The 18,165-nt window shown below is 69.4% G+C and carries 14 protein-coding genes; 13 read left to right on the forward strand and 1 reads right to left on the reverse strand.

Annotated elements, in window-relative coordinates; translation table 11 throughout:
• Positions 1 to 31 precede the first annotated feature (31 nt).
• The gene (locus tag BST17_RS19155) at positions 32 to 550 is read right to left on the reverse strand and encodes a putative immunity protein (protein WP_083060504.1); all 519 of its coding nucleotides are present in this window, start codon (positions 548 to 550) and stop codon (positions 32 to 34) included.
• Positions 551 to 750: 200 nt separating this feature from the next.
• Here BST17_RS19155 and BST17_RS19160 point away from each other — a divergent pair, with 200 nt between their 5' ends.
• The 13 genes from BST17_RS19160 (at position 751) to BST17_RS19220 (ending at position 17,702) form a co-directional block, all read left to right on the forward strand.
• Positions 751 to 1,617 (forward strand): urea amidolyase associated protein UAAP1, encoded by an 867-nt coding sequence (locus tag BST17_RS19160; RefSeq protein WP_083060486.1) that lies wholly within the window; start codon positions 751 to 753, stop codon positions 1,615 to 1,617.
• Positions 1,614 to 2,264, forward strand: a complete 651-nt coding sequence (locus BST17_RS19165) for an urea amidolyase associated protein UAAP2 (protein WP_083060487.1) — start codon at positions 1,614 to 1,616, stop codon at positions 2,262 to 2,264. The genes BST17_RS19160 and BST17_RS19165 overlap by 4 nt, the downstream gene beginning before the upstream one ends.
• Entirely contained in the window at positions 2,261 to 5,866 is a 3,606-nt protein-coding gene (gene uca / locus BST17_RS19170) for an urea carboxylase (RefSeq protein ID WP_083060488.1), read from the forward strand. The genes BST17_RS19165 and uca overlap by 4 nt, the downstream gene beginning before the upstream one ends.
• Positions 5,863 to 8,322, forward strand: coding sequence for an allophanate hydrolase (gene atzF / locus BST17_RS19175; protein ID WP_083060489.1), 2,460 nt, complete (start codon positions 5,863 to 5,865; stop codon positions 8,320 to 8,322). Before uca ends, atzF begins: the two co-directional genes overlap by 4 nt.
• Positions 8,323 to 8,330: 8 nt before the next feature.
• A complete protein-coding gene (locus BST17_RS19180; RefSeq protein ID WP_083060490.1) occupies positions 8,331 to 9,359 on the forward strand; it encodes an isopenicillin N synthase family dioxygenase in 1,029 nt (342 codons plus the stop codon).
• 73 nt (positions 9,360 to 9,432) lie between these two features.
• On the forward strand, positions 9,433 to 10,923 hold the full coding sequence (locus BST17_RS19185; protein WP_083060491.1) for a sodium:solute symporter family transporter: 1,491 nt from the start codon (positions 9,433 to 9,435) through the stop codon (positions 10,921 to 10,923).
• 59 nt (positions 10,924 to 10,982) lie between these two features.
• Positions 10,983 to 11,669, forward strand: coding sequence for a TetR/AcrR family transcriptional regulator (locus BST17_RS19190; RefSeq protein WP_234807729.1), 687 nt, complete (start codon positions 10,983 to 10,985; stop codon positions 11,667 to 11,669).
• A gap of 40 nt (positions 11,670 to 11,709) precedes the next feature.
• Positions 11,710 to 12,615 carry a hypothetical protein gene (locus tag BST17_RS19195; RefSeq protein WP_083060493.1) on the forward strand — a complete coding sequence of 302 codons (906 nt, stop codon included), beginning with the start codon at positions 11,710 to 11,712 and terminating at the stop codon, positions 12,613 to 12,615.
• 81 nt (positions 12,616 to 12,696) lie between these two features.
• On the forward strand, positions 12,697 to 13,101 hold the full coding sequence (locus BST17_RS19200; protein ID WP_083060494.1) for a TOBE domain-containing protein: 405 nt from the start codon (positions 12,697 to 12,699) through the stop codon (positions 13,099 to 13,101).
• Entirely contained in the window at positions 13,098 to 13,865 is a 768-nt protein-coding gene (modA, locus tag BST17_RS19205; RefSeq protein ID WP_083060495.1) for a molybdate ABC transporter substrate-binding protein, read from the forward strand. The genes BST17_RS19200 and modA overlap by 4 nt, the downstream gene beginning before the upstream one ends.
• Positions 13,862 to 14,674 (forward strand): ABC transporter permease, encoded by an 813-nt coding sequence (locus BST17_RS19210; RefSeq protein ID WP_083060496.1) that lies wholly within the window; start codon positions 13,862 to 13,864, stop codon positions 14,672 to 14,674. The genes modA and BST17_RS19210 overlap by 4 nt, the downstream gene beginning before the upstream one ends.
• Positions 14,671 to 15,774, forward strand: coding sequence for a sulfate/molybdate ABC transporter ATP-binding protein (locus BST17_RS19215; protein WP_083060497.1), 1,104 nt, complete (start codon positions 14,671 to 14,673; stop codon positions 15,772 to 15,774). Before BST17_RS19210 ends, BST17_RS19215 begins: the two co-directional genes overlap by 4 nt.
• Positions 15,775 to 15,776: 2 nt before the next feature.
• Positions 15,777 to 17,702, forward strand: coding sequence for a potassium transporter Kup (locus tag BST17_RS19220; RefSeq protein WP_083060498.1), 1,926 nt, complete (start codon positions 15,777 to 15,779; stop codon positions 17,700 to 17,702).
• The last annotated feature ends 463 nt before the right edge of the window (positions 17,703 to 18,165 follow it).

The following is an 18,165-nucleotide window of genomic DNA, read 5'->3' on the forward strand; positions in this document are numbered from 1 at the left end:
CCGGTGCCCCGCGGCCCGGGCTTTGTGCACGTCATCGGGTGCGCAGCGCGGCGTCCAGGGCGGACATCAGCTGGGCCACCCGGCCCGGCCCCGGCCTCGGCGCCGGATAACGGCGCAACACGTCGACCACGCCGGCGTCCATCTGCCGCCGCGTCACGTCGAGCACCCGCGCCGCCGCCTGCGGCCCGTCCGCGATCTCTGCGATGCGGGCGGCGTTGGCGTCCGCGCGCAGGATGTGGCCCACCTGATGGGCCTTGGCGATCGGGTGCAGGTACGCCGCCGAGGCGGCATCACCGGCCGCCTGGGCGGCCAGTCGCGCCGACTCGGTGTCGGCCTCGGCGGCCGCGCGGTGTGCATCCATCGATGCGCTCCGTTGCAGGCCGCTGCGTGGGGCTCCCGCGATGAACACCCGAGCCGCGTCCACCGCGCGGCGTGGCCGCGGGTCGTCGGGGTGTGCGCGCTCGTAGATCGGCAGCAGCGCGTCGGCGGTATCGGCGACGTGGCGCGCGACCAACCGCAGTTCCTCGACGGACAGGTCGAAGTCGGCCACGGTGACGATTGTGCCCGTCAGCCCGACCGAGCAGGGCCACCGGATACCTGTCACTTGACAGAAACATTCGACGCGCGTTGTTAACAGTCCCCGAATCATCGGTTACATCAGCGCAACCACCGCATCGCATCCGCCCCGAAAACTGTCACCTGACAGAAAGTCCGGTCCCACACGGACTCCCGACTGCGTGAGAGTGATCAGTGAGCACCACTGTTTCGAGCACATCCGAGACGGCCACCACCGCCGGCGCCCGGGCGCATGCGCGCGCCCAGCACGGCCGCACCGCCGAGTTCATGCGCCATCAGCCGGCATCGACCTCACCCTCGGCGCCCGCCGGCGTGCCCGCCGGTGCGCTGGTGTGGTCGGAAACCGTTGCCCCGAGCGGATATACCAGCGCGGTACTGGCCCGCGGCACCCGCATCCGGCTCACCGACACCGACGGCGACGCCTGCGCGCACCTGCTGCTGCACCGTGCCGACGCCACATATGAGCGACTCAACGTCGCCGACACCGTAAAGGTGCCCTGGCAGGCCTACCTCGGCACGGGCCATCCGTTGCTCAGCGGGTTCGGACGGGCCCTGGCCACCGTCGTCGCCGACACCTCCACCCGGCACGACGCCTTGACCGGAACATCCACCCGGACTGGTAATACGGAGCGCTACGGGGCGGCAGCACCGGAGTCGGCCTCCCCCGCCGGCCGCGAGTTGTTCACCCTCGCCGCGCTCAAGCACGGAATGGACCGTCGCGACCTGCCACCCTCGGTGTCCTTCTTCCAGGGGGTTCGGGTCGACGCCGACGGCACCCTGCGATGGCTGGGCTCCGCCGGCGCCGGCACGACGGTGGACCTGCTGCTGCATGTCGACGCCATCGTGTTGCTGGCCAACACCGCCCACCCACTGGACCCGCGCCCACGGTTCACCTGTTCCCCGTTGCAGGTACACGCCTGGCCGGCCAGTACCGACCTGGACCGACTGGTCAGCGGAGACCTGTTGGGGCCGTTGGGTCCCGAACACACCCAGGCCATCGTCAACACCGACGCCGACCTCACCGCAAGGGGACAGCTGTGACCACTGTGGACATTCCCGCCCTGATCCCGGGCACCGTCGTGCTCGACGAACACGTCCCCGCCCGCGCCTCCTGGTCGGCGATCGTGCGCGCCGGCGACGTGCTGACCATCGTCGATCTAGCCGGAAACCAGGCCGTCGACTGCCTGCTGTACTCGGCCGCCGACACCGGGGTGCGGTATTCGGCACCGGAAACCATTCGGCGCCAGGGCCGTATCGCGCTGACCACCGGCTCGGTGCTGCGCGCGGACACCGGTGATGCACTGATGACGGTCGTCGCCGACGAGGTCGGCGTGCACGACACCCTCGGCGGGGCCTGCTCCAAGGAGTCCAACACCCTGCGCTACGGCCAGCACACCCGCGCCCAGCACGGCTGCCTGGACAACTTCCTGATCGAAGGCTCCCGGCACGGCCTGTCGGCACGCGACATGGCAAGCAACATCAACTGGTTCATGAATGTGCCGGTGGATCCCGACGGCGCGCTCGGCATCGTCGACGGGCTGTCGGGCCCCGGCAAGCGCGTCGCACTGCGCGCCGATATCGACACGCTGGTACTGGTGTCGAACTGCCCGCAGATCAACAACCCCTGCAACGCATTCGACCCGACGCCGGTCCGGATGATCGTCACCCGAGGAGGAACCGGCGCATGAAGCACACCGTCCTGATCGCCAACCGCGGCGAGATCGCGGTGCGCCTGATCCGCGCCGCAAACACACTGGGCATGCGCACCGTCGCGGTGTTCTCCGACGCCGATCGGGGTGCACCGCATGTCGCGCTGGCCGACCGGGCCGTGCGGATCGGGCCCGCCGCTCCGCGCGACAGCTATCTGCGCACCGACGCCATTCTCGATGCCGCCGCGGCCACCGGGACCACCATCGTGCACCCGGGTTACGGTTTCCTCTCCGAGGACGCCGATTTCGCGGCGGCCGTCGAAGCTGCCGGCATCGCCTTCGCCGGGCCGAGCCCCGCGCAGCTTCGGGAATTCGGCACCAAGCACACCGCGCGGACGGCGGCCCGCGCCGCCGGCGTACCCATCTTCGCCGGTTCGGATCTGCTCGACGACCTCGACGCCGCGGTGGCCGCCGCCGACACCATCGGCTATCCGGTGATGCTCAAGGCCACCGGGGGCGGTGGTGGCATCGGTATGCAGGTGTGCCGCCACGCCGATGATCTGGGGACGGCCTATCAGCGGGTGGTCGCGCAGGCCGAGCGCAGCTTCGGTTCCACCGGGGTGTTCGTCGAGCGCTACGTCGAGAATGCCCGCCACGTCGAGGTGCAGATCTTCGGCGACGGCACCGGAAGGGTGCTGTCGCTGGGCGATCGGGACTGTTCGCTGCAGCGGCGGCACCAGAAGGTCGTCGAGGAGGCACCTGCCCCGGCGCTGCCCGACGCCGTGCGTGCACAGTTGCAGGCCACCTCGCGGGCGCTGGCCGCCGCGGTGCACTACCGCTCGGCGGGCACCGTCGAGTTCGTCTACGACCCCGTCCGCGAGGAGGCGTCGTTCCTGGAGGTCAATGCCCGTCTGCAGGTGGAACATCCGGTCACCGAGGCCGTCACCGGTGTCGACCTGGCCGGCTGGATGCTGCGCTTGGCCACCGGTGACACCGCGATGTTCGACGACCATCCCTGCGGTACCGTCGCCGTCGCCGGTCACGCCGTCGAGGCGCGGATCTACGCCGAGGACCCCACCCGCGACTACCGGCCCAGCACCGGCACCATCACGAAGGTCGGATTCCCCGACCCTGCCGGTCACCCCCATGTCCGGGTGGACGGCTGGGTCGCCGACGGCACCGAGGTCACCGCCTCCTACGACCCGTTGCTGGCCAAGGTGATCACCGTCGCCGACGACCGCGACGCCGCCCTCGACCGGCTCGCCGAGGCGCTGGCCAAGACCGAACTGCACGGAATCGAGGTCAACATCGGCATGCTCGGCGCCGCCATCGCCCACCCGGATGTGCGGGCGGCGCGGCACAGCACCGCCACCCTGGCCGACGTGCGCGACCCGCGGCCGCGGATCACCGTCGAGCGTCCCGGCCTGCTGACCACCGTGCAGGACGCGCCGGGCCGGATCGGGCTGTGGCAGGTCGGGGTGCCGCCGAGTGGTCCGATGGACGATCTGTCCTTCCGGCTCGGCAACCACGCGCTGGGCAACCCCGAGCAGGCCGCCGGCCTGGAGTGCACGGCGTCCGGCCCGGCCCTGCGGTTCAGCCACCCCACCACGGTGTGCGTCACCGGGGCCGAGTGTCTGGTCACCGTCGATGGCGTGCCCGTGCCGATGTGGGAACCGATCGAGGTACCCGCCGGCGGCGTGCTCGACATCGGCGCGGCCGAAACCCTGGGCCTGCGAACCTATCTGCTGCTGGCCGGCGGGCTGGACGTCCCCACCTACCTGGGCAGCGCCGCCACGTTCACCCTCGGCCGGTTCGGCGGCCACGGCGGTCGTGAGCTGCACGCCGGTGACGTGCTGCGCACCCGCACCGCGACGGCCGGGTCCGCCGGCCCGGTTCCGCAGGAATCCCGCCCGGTGTTCGCCAGGGAATGGGAGCTCGCCGTCACCGAGGGTCCGCACGGGGCACCGGAGTTCTTCACCCGCAACGACATCGACACCCTGTTCGACGCGTCCTACCGGGTGCACTTCAACTCCGCACGCACCGGGGTACGACTGGAGGGCCCGAAACCGCAGTGGGCCCGCCCCGACGGCGGCGAAGCGGGACTGCATCCGTCCAACATCCACGACAACGCCTATTCGGTGGGCGCGCTGGACTTCACCGGGGACACCCCGATCCTGTTGGGCCCGGACGGCCCGAGCCTGGGCGGATTCGTCTGCCCGGTCACGGTGATTGCCGCGCAGCGCTGGAAACTGGGCCAGTTGCGGCCCGGCGACACCGTGCGCTTCGTCCCGGTGCGCGCGGCGGCGGCCCCATCACGCAGCGCGCTCGGCCCACGTCGGGTGAGCCCGCTGCCCCGGGGCGGCGACGGTGACGACGGTGTGCTGGCCCGGCGCGCGGGTGTCGACGGCGCACCCGCGGTCACCTACCGGCGCAGCGGCGATGACAACGTGCTGATCGAATACGGGGATATCGTCCTGGATCTCGCGCTGCGGGCCCGGGTACACGCCTTGCACACCCGGCTGGACGGCAGCGCCAACGGCATCCTGGACCTGACGCCGGGCATCAGGTCGCTGCAGGTGCACGTCGACCCCGATGTGCTGCCGGTATCGCGGCTGCTGGGGCTGCTGTCCGAGATCGAGGACGAGCTGCCGGCCTCCTCGGAGCTGGTGGTGCCCAGCCGCCAGGTCCGATTGCCGCTCAGCTGGGACGATCCGGCCACCCGGGAAGCGATCGCCAGGTACACCTCGGGAGTGCGCGACGACGCGCCGTGGTGCCCGTCGAACATCGAATTCATCCGTCGCATCAACGGTTTGGCCGACCAGGCCGAGGTGTACGACACGGTCTTCGCCGCCGAGTACCTGACACTGGGCCTGGGTGACGTCTACCTGGGCGCACCGGTGGCGACCCCGCTGGATCCCCGCCACCGGTTGGTCACCACCAAATACAACCCGGCCCGCACCTGGACCGCGGAGAACTCTGTCGGCATCGGCGGTGCCTACCTGTGCATCTACGGTATGGAGGGCCCGGGCGGCTACCAATTCGTCGGACGCACCACCCAGGTGTGGAGCCGCTACCGGCACACCGCGCCGTTCGAGCCGGGCAGCCCCTGGCTGCTGCGGTTCTTCGACCGCATCTCCTGGTACCCGGTCTCGGCCGAGGAACTGCTGGAGTTGCGCGCCGACATGGCCGCCGGGCGCGGCCATGTCGACATCACCGACGGCACCTTCTCGCTGGCCGAGCACGACCGGTTCCTGGCCGACAACGCCGCCGACATCGCGGCGTTCCGCGACCGGCAGGCCACGGCATTCGCCGCCGAACGGGCGGCGTGGGAACGGGCCGGTGAATTCGACCGTGCCGAGCGGGCCGCGTCGAACGCCCCGGTGGCCACCGACGACCTCGTGCTCAACGACGGTGATCACCGTGTCGATGCGCCGTTCTCCTCCAGCGTGTGGAAGGTGGATGTCGCGATCGGCGAGCAGGTCGTCAGCGGCCAGCCGCTGCTGGCGCTGGAGGCGATGAAGATGGAGACGGTGCTGCGCGCACCGTCCGACGGTGTGGTGACCCAGATCCTGGTTTCGGCCGGGCATCTGGTCGATCCGGGCACCCCGTTGGTGGTCGTCGGCACCGGCGGTGCGGCATGACCGCGGTAGATCGGGTCCGGGCCGCCTACGCCGCCATCGAGGCCGCCGACCGCCCGGAGGTCTGGATCACGTTGCGCCGGTTGGCCGATGCGCTGGACGACGCCCGTGCCGTCGATGCCGCCGGCCCCGGTTTGCCGCTGGCGGGTCTGGTCGCCGCGGTGAAGAACAACATCGACATCGCCGGCATCCCGACCACGGCGGGCTGCCCCAGCTACGCCGACGGGCCGGCCGATACCGATGCCACAGTGGTGGCCCGGTTGCGCGCGGCGGGTGCGGTCATCATCGGGGCCACCAACCTGGACCAGTTCGCCACCGGCCTGGTCGGCGCCCGCAGCCCCTACGGCCCGGTGCGCGACTCCCGCCGCCCCGAATACATCTCGGGGGGCTCCAGTTCGGGCTCCGCAGTGGCGGTCGCGCTCGGCCTGGTGGACATCGCGCTGGGCACCGACACCGCCGGCTCCGGCCGGGTGCCCGCCGCCCTGCAGGGCATCGTCGGCATCAAACCCACCCTCGGTGTGGTGCCCACCGACGGTGTGGTGCCGGCTTGCCGGTCCTATGACTGTGTGACGGTCTTTGCCCGCGACCTGGCCACCGCCGACGCCGCCATGGGCGTGATCGGCGGCGGGGCCCGGCCGTTCCCGCCGGACGCACCGCTGGCGGCGCCACCGGCGACGCGCGTGGCGGTGCCCAAGGAGCTGCCCGGACTGTCCGCCGAGTGGGCAGAATTGTTCCGCGGCGCGGCGCAGCGACTCGGGGTGGACCTGGTCGAGATCGACCTGGAGCCCTTCCTGGCTGCGGCCCGGTTGCTCTATGACGGTGGGCTGGTCGCCGAGCGGCACGAGGCGGTCGGGGCGTTCGTCGACGCCCACCGCGACTCCCCCGACCTGGATCCGACCGTCGCCGCCATCATCGGGTCCGCGGGCGCGGTGCCGGCCACCCGGCTGCTGAAAGACCGGGTGCGATTGGCCGAGTTGACCGCCACGGCAATGGCCGAACTCGCCGACTGCCATGCCCTGCTGGTGCCCACCACGACCGGGCATCCGACGATCGCCGAGGTGGCCGCCGACCCGGTCGGGGCGAACTCGCGGATGGGCGTCTACACCAACTTCTGCAATCTGATGGATCTGTGCGCCGTCGCCGTACCGGCCGGAACCGATTCCGCAGGAGCCCAATTCGGGGTGAGCGTGCTCGCCCGGGCCGGCGCGGACGCGGTGGCCCTCGACATCGCGCGGCGGCTGACCGACACGCCGACGACCGCGGACCCGTGGCCGGTGCGGGCCGGGTTGGACGCCACCGTGCTGCTGGTGGTGGGTGCGCACCTGCGCGGCCAACCGCTGGCCTGGCAGCTCGACGACCGCGGCGCACGCTGGATCGGTCCGGCGCGCACCGCACCGCACTACCGGTTGGCCCGGCTGGACACCGAGCCACCCAAGCCGGGTCTGGTGCGGGTCGCACCCGGTGCGGGGACCACGATCGCCGGCGAACTGTGGTCGGTGGGCACCGCGATGCTCGGTGACTTTTTGGCCGCCCTGCCCGCCCCGATGGCGCTGGGGCGGGTCGAGCTGTCCGACGGTAGCGAGGTCGTCGGCTTCGGGTGCACCCTGCAGGCCTGGGAATCCGGTGTCGACATCACCCACCACGGCGATTGGCCGGGTTATCTGCGTCGGACACGTCCCGGCACCGCCGCCACCCGGTCCGATCTGACGCACCGCTGCTGGCGGCGCACGGCGATCGCCCTGCCCGACAACGAGATCGACACCACCACCGAGGTGCACTGGTTACAGGCCGGTGAGCTCTACGTCGACCTGCGCACGCCCGCGGACATGGCGCCGATCACCGGCACCTCGTTGGACACCCTCACCCGGGACGACCTGGTGCAGCTGTGCCGCCAGCAGGCCTTCGCCGGTCACCTCGGCGAGGACGACGGGGTGTGGACCTGGCACCGCGAGCTGGATCTGCATCCGGCCGCGGATCTTCCCGACCGGGGCCGGTTGCACCTGGCCGATGGCGTCCTGGTCGAAACCGGAGTCGGCCGGGACTATCACGAGGACTGGGTGACCGACGAATACTCCTCCGGCAGTCTGGAATTGCGCCTGCACGATGCCTCCGGCCGGCTCGGCATGCTGCTGCGGGTCGGGGACCGGTTCGGGTTCGTGCGCGGCCGCGATATCGGCCTGGACACCGGTGCAGCTGCCGACCTGGCCGCCGCTGTCGGCGCGGTCGAGCTGGACATGGCCCGGACGTTGCTGGACATGGAGGTCTCCCTGGGTGTGGTCGACCGATCCGGTTGGCACATCACCCGTTCGACGTTGCCGTTCCGGATCGGCGATGACCTGGCCCCCGATCTCGGGGCAGCCGAGGTGAGCACCGCCGAGCGCGATGCCGCGGGCGCCGGTATCCGGCGCCGCTGGACCGTGGTCGCGCTCGACCGCTCCGATGACCTTCTTCCCCTTTAGGACTCGATATGACTGCTGATTTCACCGAGGTACCGGTGCTCGACATCGCCGCCCTGCTCGACGAGGACGATCCCGGATACGCGCGGGCGGTGGCCGAGCTCGGTGACGCCGCCCGCCGGGTGGGTTTCGCCCAGATCGTCGGCCACGGAATCGATCCCCGTCTCTTCGATGACCTGCTGGCTGCGACCCGGGCGTTCTTCGCCCTCGACGAACAGGAAAAGCACCGGGTGCACATCGGCCGGTCGAGCAACCACCGGGGTTACGTCCCGCCGGGTGAAGAGGTTTTCGCCGCCGGCACCGTCGACGCCAAGGAAGCCTTCGATCTGTCCCTCGACCTGCCCGACGACGACCCGCGCTATCTGGCCGGCCATCCGCTGCTGGGGCCCAACCAGTGGCCCGCGCTGCCCGGGTTCCGGGAGGCCGTGACCGCTTGGTACGACGCGGTGTTCGCGCTGTCGCGCCGGTTGCTACGCGCCTTCGCGGTCGCCTTGGGCGAGCCGGCGGACCGGTTCGACCGCCATGTCACCGCCCCGCCGTCGCAGCTGCGGCTGATCCACTACCCGTTCGACCCGGCCGCGGCCGACCGCCCCGGAATCGGTGCGCACACCGACTACGAGTGCTTCACGTTGTTGCGCCCGACGGCCCCCGGCCTGGAGGTGCTCAACGCCGCCGGGACATGGATCGACGTACCGCTCATCGACGGAGCCTTCGTCCTCAACATCGGTGATCTGCTGGAGATCTGGACCAATGGGGAGTTCGTGGCCACCACGCACCGGGTCCGCAAGGTCGCCGAGGAGCGCTACTCCTTCCCGCTGTTCGTCAATGTCGATGACGACACCGAAGTCGCACCGCTACCGGCGTTCGCCGACAACGGCAGGCCGGTACGTGCACCCGTGATCGCCGGCGAGCACCTGTTCGCGCAGACCGCCCAGAGCTTCCGCTATCTGCAGGAGCGTCTCGCCCGAGGGGAGGTGACACTGCCCGAGGGCGCCCATCCCCTGGCGACTTTCGGCCGCAAGGCCCTCGCCACCCACTGATCTGCACCGCACCCGAATACTGCCCGGCAACGTCGCCGACCCACCACTCCCTACTCCCTCTTGGAGTCCCGCCATGATCATTGCCGGCGTTGCCGTCTTCCTGCTCATCCTCACCGTCAGCGGTGTCATATCCGCCCGCCGCGTGCGCGGCGACTGTTCGAACTATCTGGTCGCCGGTCGCGCCCTGCCCGCGGTACTGGTGACCGCCGTGCTGATCGCGCAGCCCGTCGACTCCAACGCCACCATCGGTAATGCCGATCTGTCAGCGGCTTTCGGGTTCTGGGCGGGCGCTGCGCTGCCGATCGGTCTGGCGCTGTGCCTGCTACTGATGGGCCTGTTCTTCGCCAAGCGGATGCGCGCAGCCGATGTCGTGACGCTGCCCGAGTACTTCCGCAACCGCTTCGGCCGCAGCACCGAGGTCGCGTCGTCATTTCTCACCATCGCCAGCTTCATCATCCTGCTGGCCGGGAACCTGGTCGCGGTCGGCTTCCTGCTGGAGCGCTTCCTGGGTGTCTCGTATGCCTACGCCATTCTGCTCACCATTCCGCTGGCGTTGCTGTACACCATCAGCGGTGGCATGTTCGCCTCGGTGTACACCGGTGTCGCCTGCGTCATCGTCAATGTCATCGGCGTTGCGGCACTGGTGGCGTGGGTGGCCACCACGCACGGCTTCAGCGCTCCCGAGGGCATGGGCGCCGGCGATCTCGCGCAGCTGACCTCCAGCGATTCCGGAGCGGTGATCAACTGGGCCACCATCATCGCGCTGGGCCTGGGCAACCTGGTGGCCATCGACCTGATGCAGCGGGTGTTCTCGGCCCGCACACCGGGCGGTGCGCAGAAGGCATGCTTCGCGGCTGCCGCCGGACTGCTGATGCTCTGCATCCCTTTGTCATTCGTGGCGCTGGCCGCCGTCAGCATCGTCGGTGACGATGTCGCCGACGGTCCGATCCTGTACACGCTGCTGGGCGGGTACGCACCGGCCTGGTTGGCCATCGTGGTCATCTCGGGCCTGCTGGCGGCGACATTGACCACCATCAGCGGAATTCTGCTGTCCACGGCGGCGGTGCTGATCCGCAACATCCTGCGCATCGACGCGGATGCGGTCACGATGACCCCGCGGGTGCTGACCGCCACCCGATGGGCCACCCTGCCGATGGCCGTACTGGCGGGCATCGTCGCCCTGCGGGTGCCGCAGACCGGCATCCTGCTGACGCTGGCCTTCGATCTGCTGCTGGCCAGCCTGGTGGTCCCGTTCATCCTCGGCCTGTACTGGTCGCGCGGCGGCGCCGCGGCGGCGTGGGCCGCGATCGTGGTCGGTATCGGGGTGCGGATGACCTTCTTCGTGCTCACACCGACGATCTACGGCGTCGACAACACCCTGTTCTTCATCCCGAACGACCTGGTGACGGCGTCGGCCGACGGATGGAGCACCCTGCTGGCCGGGGCGGCATCGTTGGTCGCCTACCTGGTCGTGGCGTTGTTCGCGACGAAGCGGACAACCGCCGAGACCGAGCAGGTCGAGCCGGCACCCGCACCCGAGGTGCTGACGGCGGCCCGGTCCTGAGCCGGGACACATCGGCGGTGGCGCACGTGTCGAGCCTGTCGGACTGGCAGGATCGGCACGTGCGCACCCCCGCGAGCGGCCGTCCCCGACTGGAGGGGCGCAAACGTCCCGGCCGGACCGCGCGGGACGAGGTGCTCGACGCGGCCGCCGAGCTGTTCACCACCTCCGGTGTGGCGGCCACCTCGACACGGCAGATCGCCGAGGCCGTCGGGATCCGGCAGGCCTCGTTGTATCACCACTTCCGCACCAAGAACGACATCCTGGCCGCGCTGCTCAGCGGCACCGTGGTGTCGTCGCTGACCGCCGCGCGGCAGCTGTCTGACCGGACCGAGCCGTCGGTGGTGCTGTTGCACGCCCTCAGCTTCCTGGACTGCCGCCTGCTGTGGGACAGCCCCTGGAATCTGGGCATCCTGTATCTGCTTCCCGAGGTGCGCGACCCGCAGTTCATCGAATTTCATCGGCAACGCACCGAATTGCGCAACGCCTACCGGGAGCTCTCGACGCGGGTGATAGCCGATATCGCCCCGGCACCCGGCGCCCTGGACGTCAGCGGGGACGCCGATACGGTCTTCCGGCTGGTGGAGAGCTTGCCGAACCTGCGTGCCGACGGCCTCGGCGAGCCGGATCAGCCCGCGCGGACCGCCGACCTGGCCGTGCACCTGCTGGGCTGGCGCGGCGACTGGGTTGCCTTGCGGGCCGCCGCGCAGGTGGTGGCCGCCGAGGTGACCGCGCCCACCCCGGCGTGACGACGTTGGCGGCGGCGCGAACGTCGCGTTGAATGGATGCATGCCCTCGATCGAGGAATGGCCATCGCTTGCCCATGAATACGACCTGGCGCAAGCGATGTTCGGCGCGCCGGGCCGCCGGCATGTGTCGGCGTGGTTGGCCGAGGAGCTGGCCCGCACCTCCGATGACGCGTTCGCCCGCTCGTTCTCCGATCACATAGATCTCCCCGGGGTGACCTCGTCGGACTACCTGCAGCGCATGGTCCGCACCGAGGGTGGAGAGCTGTTGGGCGGGATCAGGTTTCAGGGACGCAACATCAGCAGGCCGTTCGTCGAGATCATCGCGCACACCTTCGATGATGTGGATGCCTTGGCGCACTGTGTGGCCGCGGAATGGACGGAGTTCGCGCCGAAGGCGCTGCGGCTGCGGGCCCGGCCGGCGACACTGGACGGTCCCGACATCGTGCTGGATCAGACGGTGCATGCCGCGCGCTGCCGCGATCTGGGAGTGCCCGACCCGCAGGTTCAGCTGACTCCCTTCGCGCGGGTCGAGGACGCGTTGGCTCTGGTGCGTGCCCGCTACCGCACGCTCAATCCGGTACTGGCCCAGAATGTGGCGGCCGCCGGCTTCGACGATCTGCGCACCTGGCATGCCGCGGGGCAGCTGCATGCGATCACCGTCGCCGACGCGGTGGTCGGGGTGCTCGCCGTTGTGCCGGGCCGCGTCTGCTGGATCCCCGGCGCCGAGATCCATGAGGAGGTGGTGGACACCGATCATGCCGGCCACCACTACGCGAGCCAGGCGCAGCGCCGATGGGCCGCCGATGTCAGCGCCGACCGTGACCAGCACCTGATCGGCACCATCGACGGTCTGAACATCGCCTCCCGCCGAACCGCCGAGGAGGCCGGCCGGCCGCGCGTGCTCGACCTGGTGTTCGTCGCGCTCACTCCACGCCGGACGGCATGACACCCCGGCATCTGAGCCGAATCCGCAAACGCGGATGTTCTATGCTTTCCTGACCGCATACGCGGATCGAGGAGGTGTTTTGTGTCCGCAATCCGGATCAAGGATGCGGCGGCGTTGCTCGGGGTGAGCGATGACACGGTCCGTCGCTGGACCGATAGTGGCGCGCTGGCCTCCTTCAAGGACGAGGCCGGACGCAAGGTCATCGCCGGCGATGTGTTGGCCGCGTTTGTCCGCGAACAGGCCGCACCCCCGGCGGACCCGACCGGCGCCAGCAGTTCGGCGCGCAACCGCCTCGTCGGACTGGTCACCAGGGTGACCGCCGACCGGGTGATGTGCGAGGTCGAGATGCAGTGCGGACCGTTCACCGTCGTGTCCCTCATGAGCACCACCTCCGCCCAGCAACTGGGTCTGGAACCCGGTGCGCTGGCCGTCGCCGTGGTCAAGGCCACCAATGTCATCGTCGAAACCCCCGGAGGGATGTCGTGAGAACGATCGCCGCCGTGACCGCGGCGCTGGGCGCCGTGACGCTGCTGGCCGGCTGCTCGACGCCGGACACCGCAGCGCCGGACAGCGGTACCGGCGAGCTGACGGTGTTCGCCGCCGCCTCGTTGAAGACGACGTTCACCGAACTGGGCGCCCGTTTCGAAAAGGACCACCCGGGAACGACGGTGACCTTCAACTTCGCCGGGTCCTCGGATCTGGTCGCGCAGTTGACCCAGGGCGCGCCGGCCGATGTGTTCGCCTCGGCGGACACCGGCAACATGACCAAGGCGGTCGACGCCGGCATCGTCGACGGGGCGCCGGTCGATTTCGCCAGCAACACCCTGACCATCGTCACGCCACCCGGAAACCCAGCGCGGATAACGACTTTCGCCGACCTCGCCAAGCCGGGCATCCAGGTGGTGGTGTGCGCTCCCCAGGTTCCGTGCGGATCGGCGGCCGAGAAGGTGGAGAAGGCCACCGGCATCACCCTCGCGCCGGTGAGCGAGGAGTCCGCGGTGACCGATGTGCTGGGCAAGGTCACCTCCGGGCAGGCCGATGCAGGTCTGGTGTATGTCACCGACGCCGCCGGCGCCGGCGCCAAGGTCACCAGTGTGCCGTTTCCGGAGTCCGCCGATGCGGTCAACACGTATCCGATCGCAGCGCTCGCCGACGCCGGTAATGGCGCAGCCGCAGCACAGTTCGTCGATCTGGTCACCAGTACCGCCGGCCAGGAGGTGCTGTCGTCGGCGGGCTTCACCGTCCCGTGAGATCCGGCCGGCTTCGCGGCGGGGTATGTCAGGTCGGCTTGCCGGCCTGGATCTACCTGCCCGCCGTCATCGGCGCACTGTTCGTGATCCTGCCGCTCATCGCGGTGCTGTCGCGAATCGACTGGCCGAACTTCATTCCACTGGTCACCTCCGAATCGTCAAGAGCCGCACTCTGGCTGAGCCTGCAGACGGCGAGTGCGAGCACCATGGTCTGCGTACTACTGGGGGTACCGATGGCGCTGGTCCTGGCCCGCGGCCGGTTCCCCGGGCAATCGGTGCTGCGGGCCCTGGTGCTGCTGCCATTGGTGTTGCCGCCGGTGGTCGGCGGTATCGCATTGCTGTACACGTTCGGCAGACAGGGACTGCTGGGCCAGCAACTGGACCTGTGGGGTATCCGGATCGCCTTCTCCACCACGGCGGTCGTCCTGGCGCAATCGTTCGTGTCGCTGCCGTTTCTGGTGGTCAGCCTGGAAGGTGCGCTCCGGTCGGGCGGTTCGGGCTACGAACAGATCGCGGCCACGCTGGGGGCACGGCCCACCACCGTGCTGCGCACCGTGACGCTTCCACTGGTGCTGCCCGGCCTGATATCCGGTGCGGTGTTGGCGTTCGCGCGTTCCCTGGGCGAGTTCGGGGCGACGCTGACCTTCGCCGGGTCGTTGCAGGGGGTGACCCGGACGTTGCCGTTGGAGATCTACCTGCAACGCGAAACCGATCCCGATGCGGCCGTCGCGTTGTCACTGTTGCTCATCGTGGTCGCCGCGGTGATCGTGATCGCCTCGGCGCGTAGGCGTCTGGCGGGGCCGCTGTGAGCGATCTGCGGGTGCAGGCCCGCTTCCGGCAGCGCGATCTCGACCTCGACATCACCCTGGCCGACGGCGAGGTCCTCGCGGTACTGGGACCCAACGGTGCCGGGAAATCGACTCTGCTACAGCTGATCTCCGGGCTCATCCGGCCCGATGCTGGCCGGATCAGCCTCGGCGACACCGTCCTCACCGATACCGCCACCGGCACGTTCGTTCCCCCACACGCCCGCGGTGTGGCGATGCTGTCCCAGCAGGCAATGCTGTTCCCGCACATGACTGCCGAGGCCAACGTGGCCTACGCCCCGCGCTGTCGGGGGCTCTCGCGGTCGGCGGCCAGGGCTCAGGCCCACCGATGGCTCGCGGCCGTCGGCGCCGAGGAGCTTGCCGCGCGCAAGTCCGCCGAGCTGTCCGGCGGGCAGGCGCAACGGATCGCGGTCGCCCGCGCGCTGGCGGCACAACCGCGGCTGCTGTTGCTCGACGAGCCGATGGCCGCCCTCGACGTCACGGCCGCCCCGGCACTACGTCGGTTGTTGCGCGAGGTCCTGGGGCGCGGTGTCGCTCCGCTCGCCCCGGCCAGAACCGCCGTCATCGTCACCCATGATCTGCTCGATGCACTCGCCATCGCCGACAAGGTGGTCGTCATCGACGGCGGCCGGGTGGTGGAACACGGCCCCGTGCGTCACGTGCTGAGTGCACCGCGAAGCGACTTCGCCGCGCGTATCGCCGGGGTGAACCTGGTCTCGGGAGTACTCGCCGAGCCCGGTGTGCTGCGCACACAGTGGGGCGCAACCTTTTCCGGCCTGGGTGAGCTCGCCGCCGGCACGCCCGGCGTCGCACTGTTCCGCCCCTCGGCAGTCGCGGTGCACCTGAACGCCCCGCATGCCAGCCCACGCAATGTCATCGACGTGCAGATCGCCGAACTCGACATCCATGGCTCCACCGTCCGGGTCCGCGGCGCCGAGCAGCCCGACGGCAGCACGGGCCTGGCCGCCGATATCACCGCCTCCGCGGCCGCCGACCTGGACCTGCAGATCGGGCAGCGGGTGTACTTCGTCATGAAAACGCAGGAAGTGCAGCTTCATCCGGCGCTGATACCGATGATGTAGGGATGCCAGACCAACCCGTGCCCACGCAGCAGCCCATCCGACCGCTGCGGCTGGCGATCATCGTCGGAGCGCTGGGCGTGGTGTTCGGTGATATCGGCACCAGCCCCATCTACACGTTGCAGACGGTGTTCAACCCGGCCGACCCGCACCCGGTGCCGCTGAGCGAGGCGAACGTGTACGGGGTTGTGTCGCTGATCTTCTGGTCGGTCATGGTGATCGTCACCTTCACCTACGTCACCCTGGTCATGCGCGCCGACAACCACGGCGAGGGCGGCATCATGGCACTGATCACGCTGTTACGGCGTGGGGCCGGCACGCGCGGTCACCGCACCGCGATCGCGCTCGGCTTCCTGGGTCTCTTCGGTGCCGCCCTGTTCTTCGGCGACTCGATGATCACCCCGGCGATCTCGGTGCTGTCGGCGGTCGAGGGCCTCAAGACCATCGAACCCGGCCTCAAGGACTGGGTGGTACCGATCACCGCCGTCATCATCGTCGCGCTGTTCAGCGTGCAGCGGCAGGGCACGGCGGTGGTCGGGCGGTTCTTCGGCCCGGTGATGATCGCCTGGTTCGTTGCGATCGGCGCGTGCGGGGTGATCGGCATCATCGACAATCCCGGGATCCTGGCCGCGCTGTCTCCCACCTACGCCATCACCTTCATCGGCGGACACTTCCACATCGCCTTCTTCGCCTTGGCGGCGATCGTGCTGGCCGTCACCGGCGCCGAGGCGCTCTACGCCGATATGGGGCATTTCGGTCGGCGGGCCATCGTCATCGGGTGGCTGGGCCTGGTGCTGCCGGCCTGCACCCTGAACTACTTCGGTCAAGGCGCGTTGCTGCTGCGCGACGACAACGTGCACAGTGCGCCGTTCTTCCTGCTGGCCCCGGAGTGGGCGCGGTTGCCGCTGGTGCTGCTGGCCACGGCGGCCACCGTCATCGCCTCTCAGGCGGTGATCACCGGCGCGTTCTCGGTGGTGTCCCAGGCAGTGCAGCTCGGCTATCTGCCGCGGCTGCGCATCACGCACACCTCGGCCAAGGCGATCGGCCAAATCTACGTCCCGTGGATCAACTGGGTGCTGATGATGTCCGTGCTGACGTTGGTTTTCGCCTTCCGATCCTCGGCGGCGCTGGCTTACGCGTTCGGCATGGCGGTCAGCGGAACGATCACGATCACCACACTGCTGTTCCTCTACTACGCCCGGCAGGAGTGGAGGTGGCCGCTGTGGGCGTTGTTGATCGGAGGCGGCGCACTGCTCATCGTGGATCTGATGTTCTTCGCGGCCAACCTGACCAAACTGGTACACGGCGCGTGGTTGCCGTTGGTGATCGCGGTGTTCGCCTTCACCGTCATGACGACGTGGCAGCGCGGCCGTCACCTGGTCACCGCATCACGCCGGGAGATCGAGGGGCCGTTGCGTCCGTTCATCGACGAGCTTGCCCACCGACAGCCCCCGTTGGACCGCGTCCCGGGGACCTCGATCTTCCTCAATCGCAGTGACGACACCACGCCGCTGGCGATGCGCACCAACGTCGAGCACAACCATGTGCTGCACGAGCACGTGATCATCGTCGCGGTCGAGACGCTTCCCGTGCCCAGGTTGTCCGACGAGCAGCGCATCACCGTGGACGCCCTGGGCTACCGCGACGACGGGATCGTGCACGTCACCGTGCACGCCGGATACATGGAACGTCCCGACGTCCCAAGGGCGCTGCGGATGCTGCCCGCCGAGGTGACCGAGGGCGGCATCGATCTGGACGACGCGTCGTACTTCCTGTCCCATCTGGAACTGGTCGTCGGTGACAGCACCGACATGATGGGCTGGCGCAAGCGGCTTTTCGTCGCCACGTCGTTTCTCACCGCCGATGCGGCCGGCTATTTTCACCTGCCACAAGACCGGACGATCCTCGTCGGGTCACGATTGGATGTCTGATCCGACCCTGCCGTGTGATCCGGGTCACAAAGAAGTTAGCATCGTCGTACGCCTTGGGTACCTGAGGCGGCGACGAACTTTACGGAGCGGGTTGCTCCAGGCCCACGGAACGGCCCCGGTGTGTTTCCCGGGGCCGTTCCAATGTTCGGGGCACTTCCTTGAATCTCGCCCATACGCCGAATGAACTCCGCACTACAACGGCCGGGAACATCGCGTCTCAAAGTTATCCACAGGGGCGGAAGATGCTACGCCGCGTGTCAGTGCAGGTCGGTAGAATCGCACACATGTTCGAACGATCGGAGCTGTCGGCCATGAGCGATGACGCGCTCATCGACGCCGTCAGGGCCGAGACCCAGGCCGAAGCCGCCGCCGCGGCCCGCCGGCTGGCCGTCATCGCCGAAGTCACGTCGCGTTGGTGCGATGACGAGGACGAGTTCTCTGCACTCAAGCTGATCGACGGTTG

The sequence above is a fragment of the Mycolicibacterium bacteremicum genome (assembly GCF_002086115.1).
Lineage (GTDB): Bacteria > Actinomycetota > Actinomycetes > Mycobacteriales > Mycobacteriaceae > Mycobacterium > Mycobacterium bacteremicum.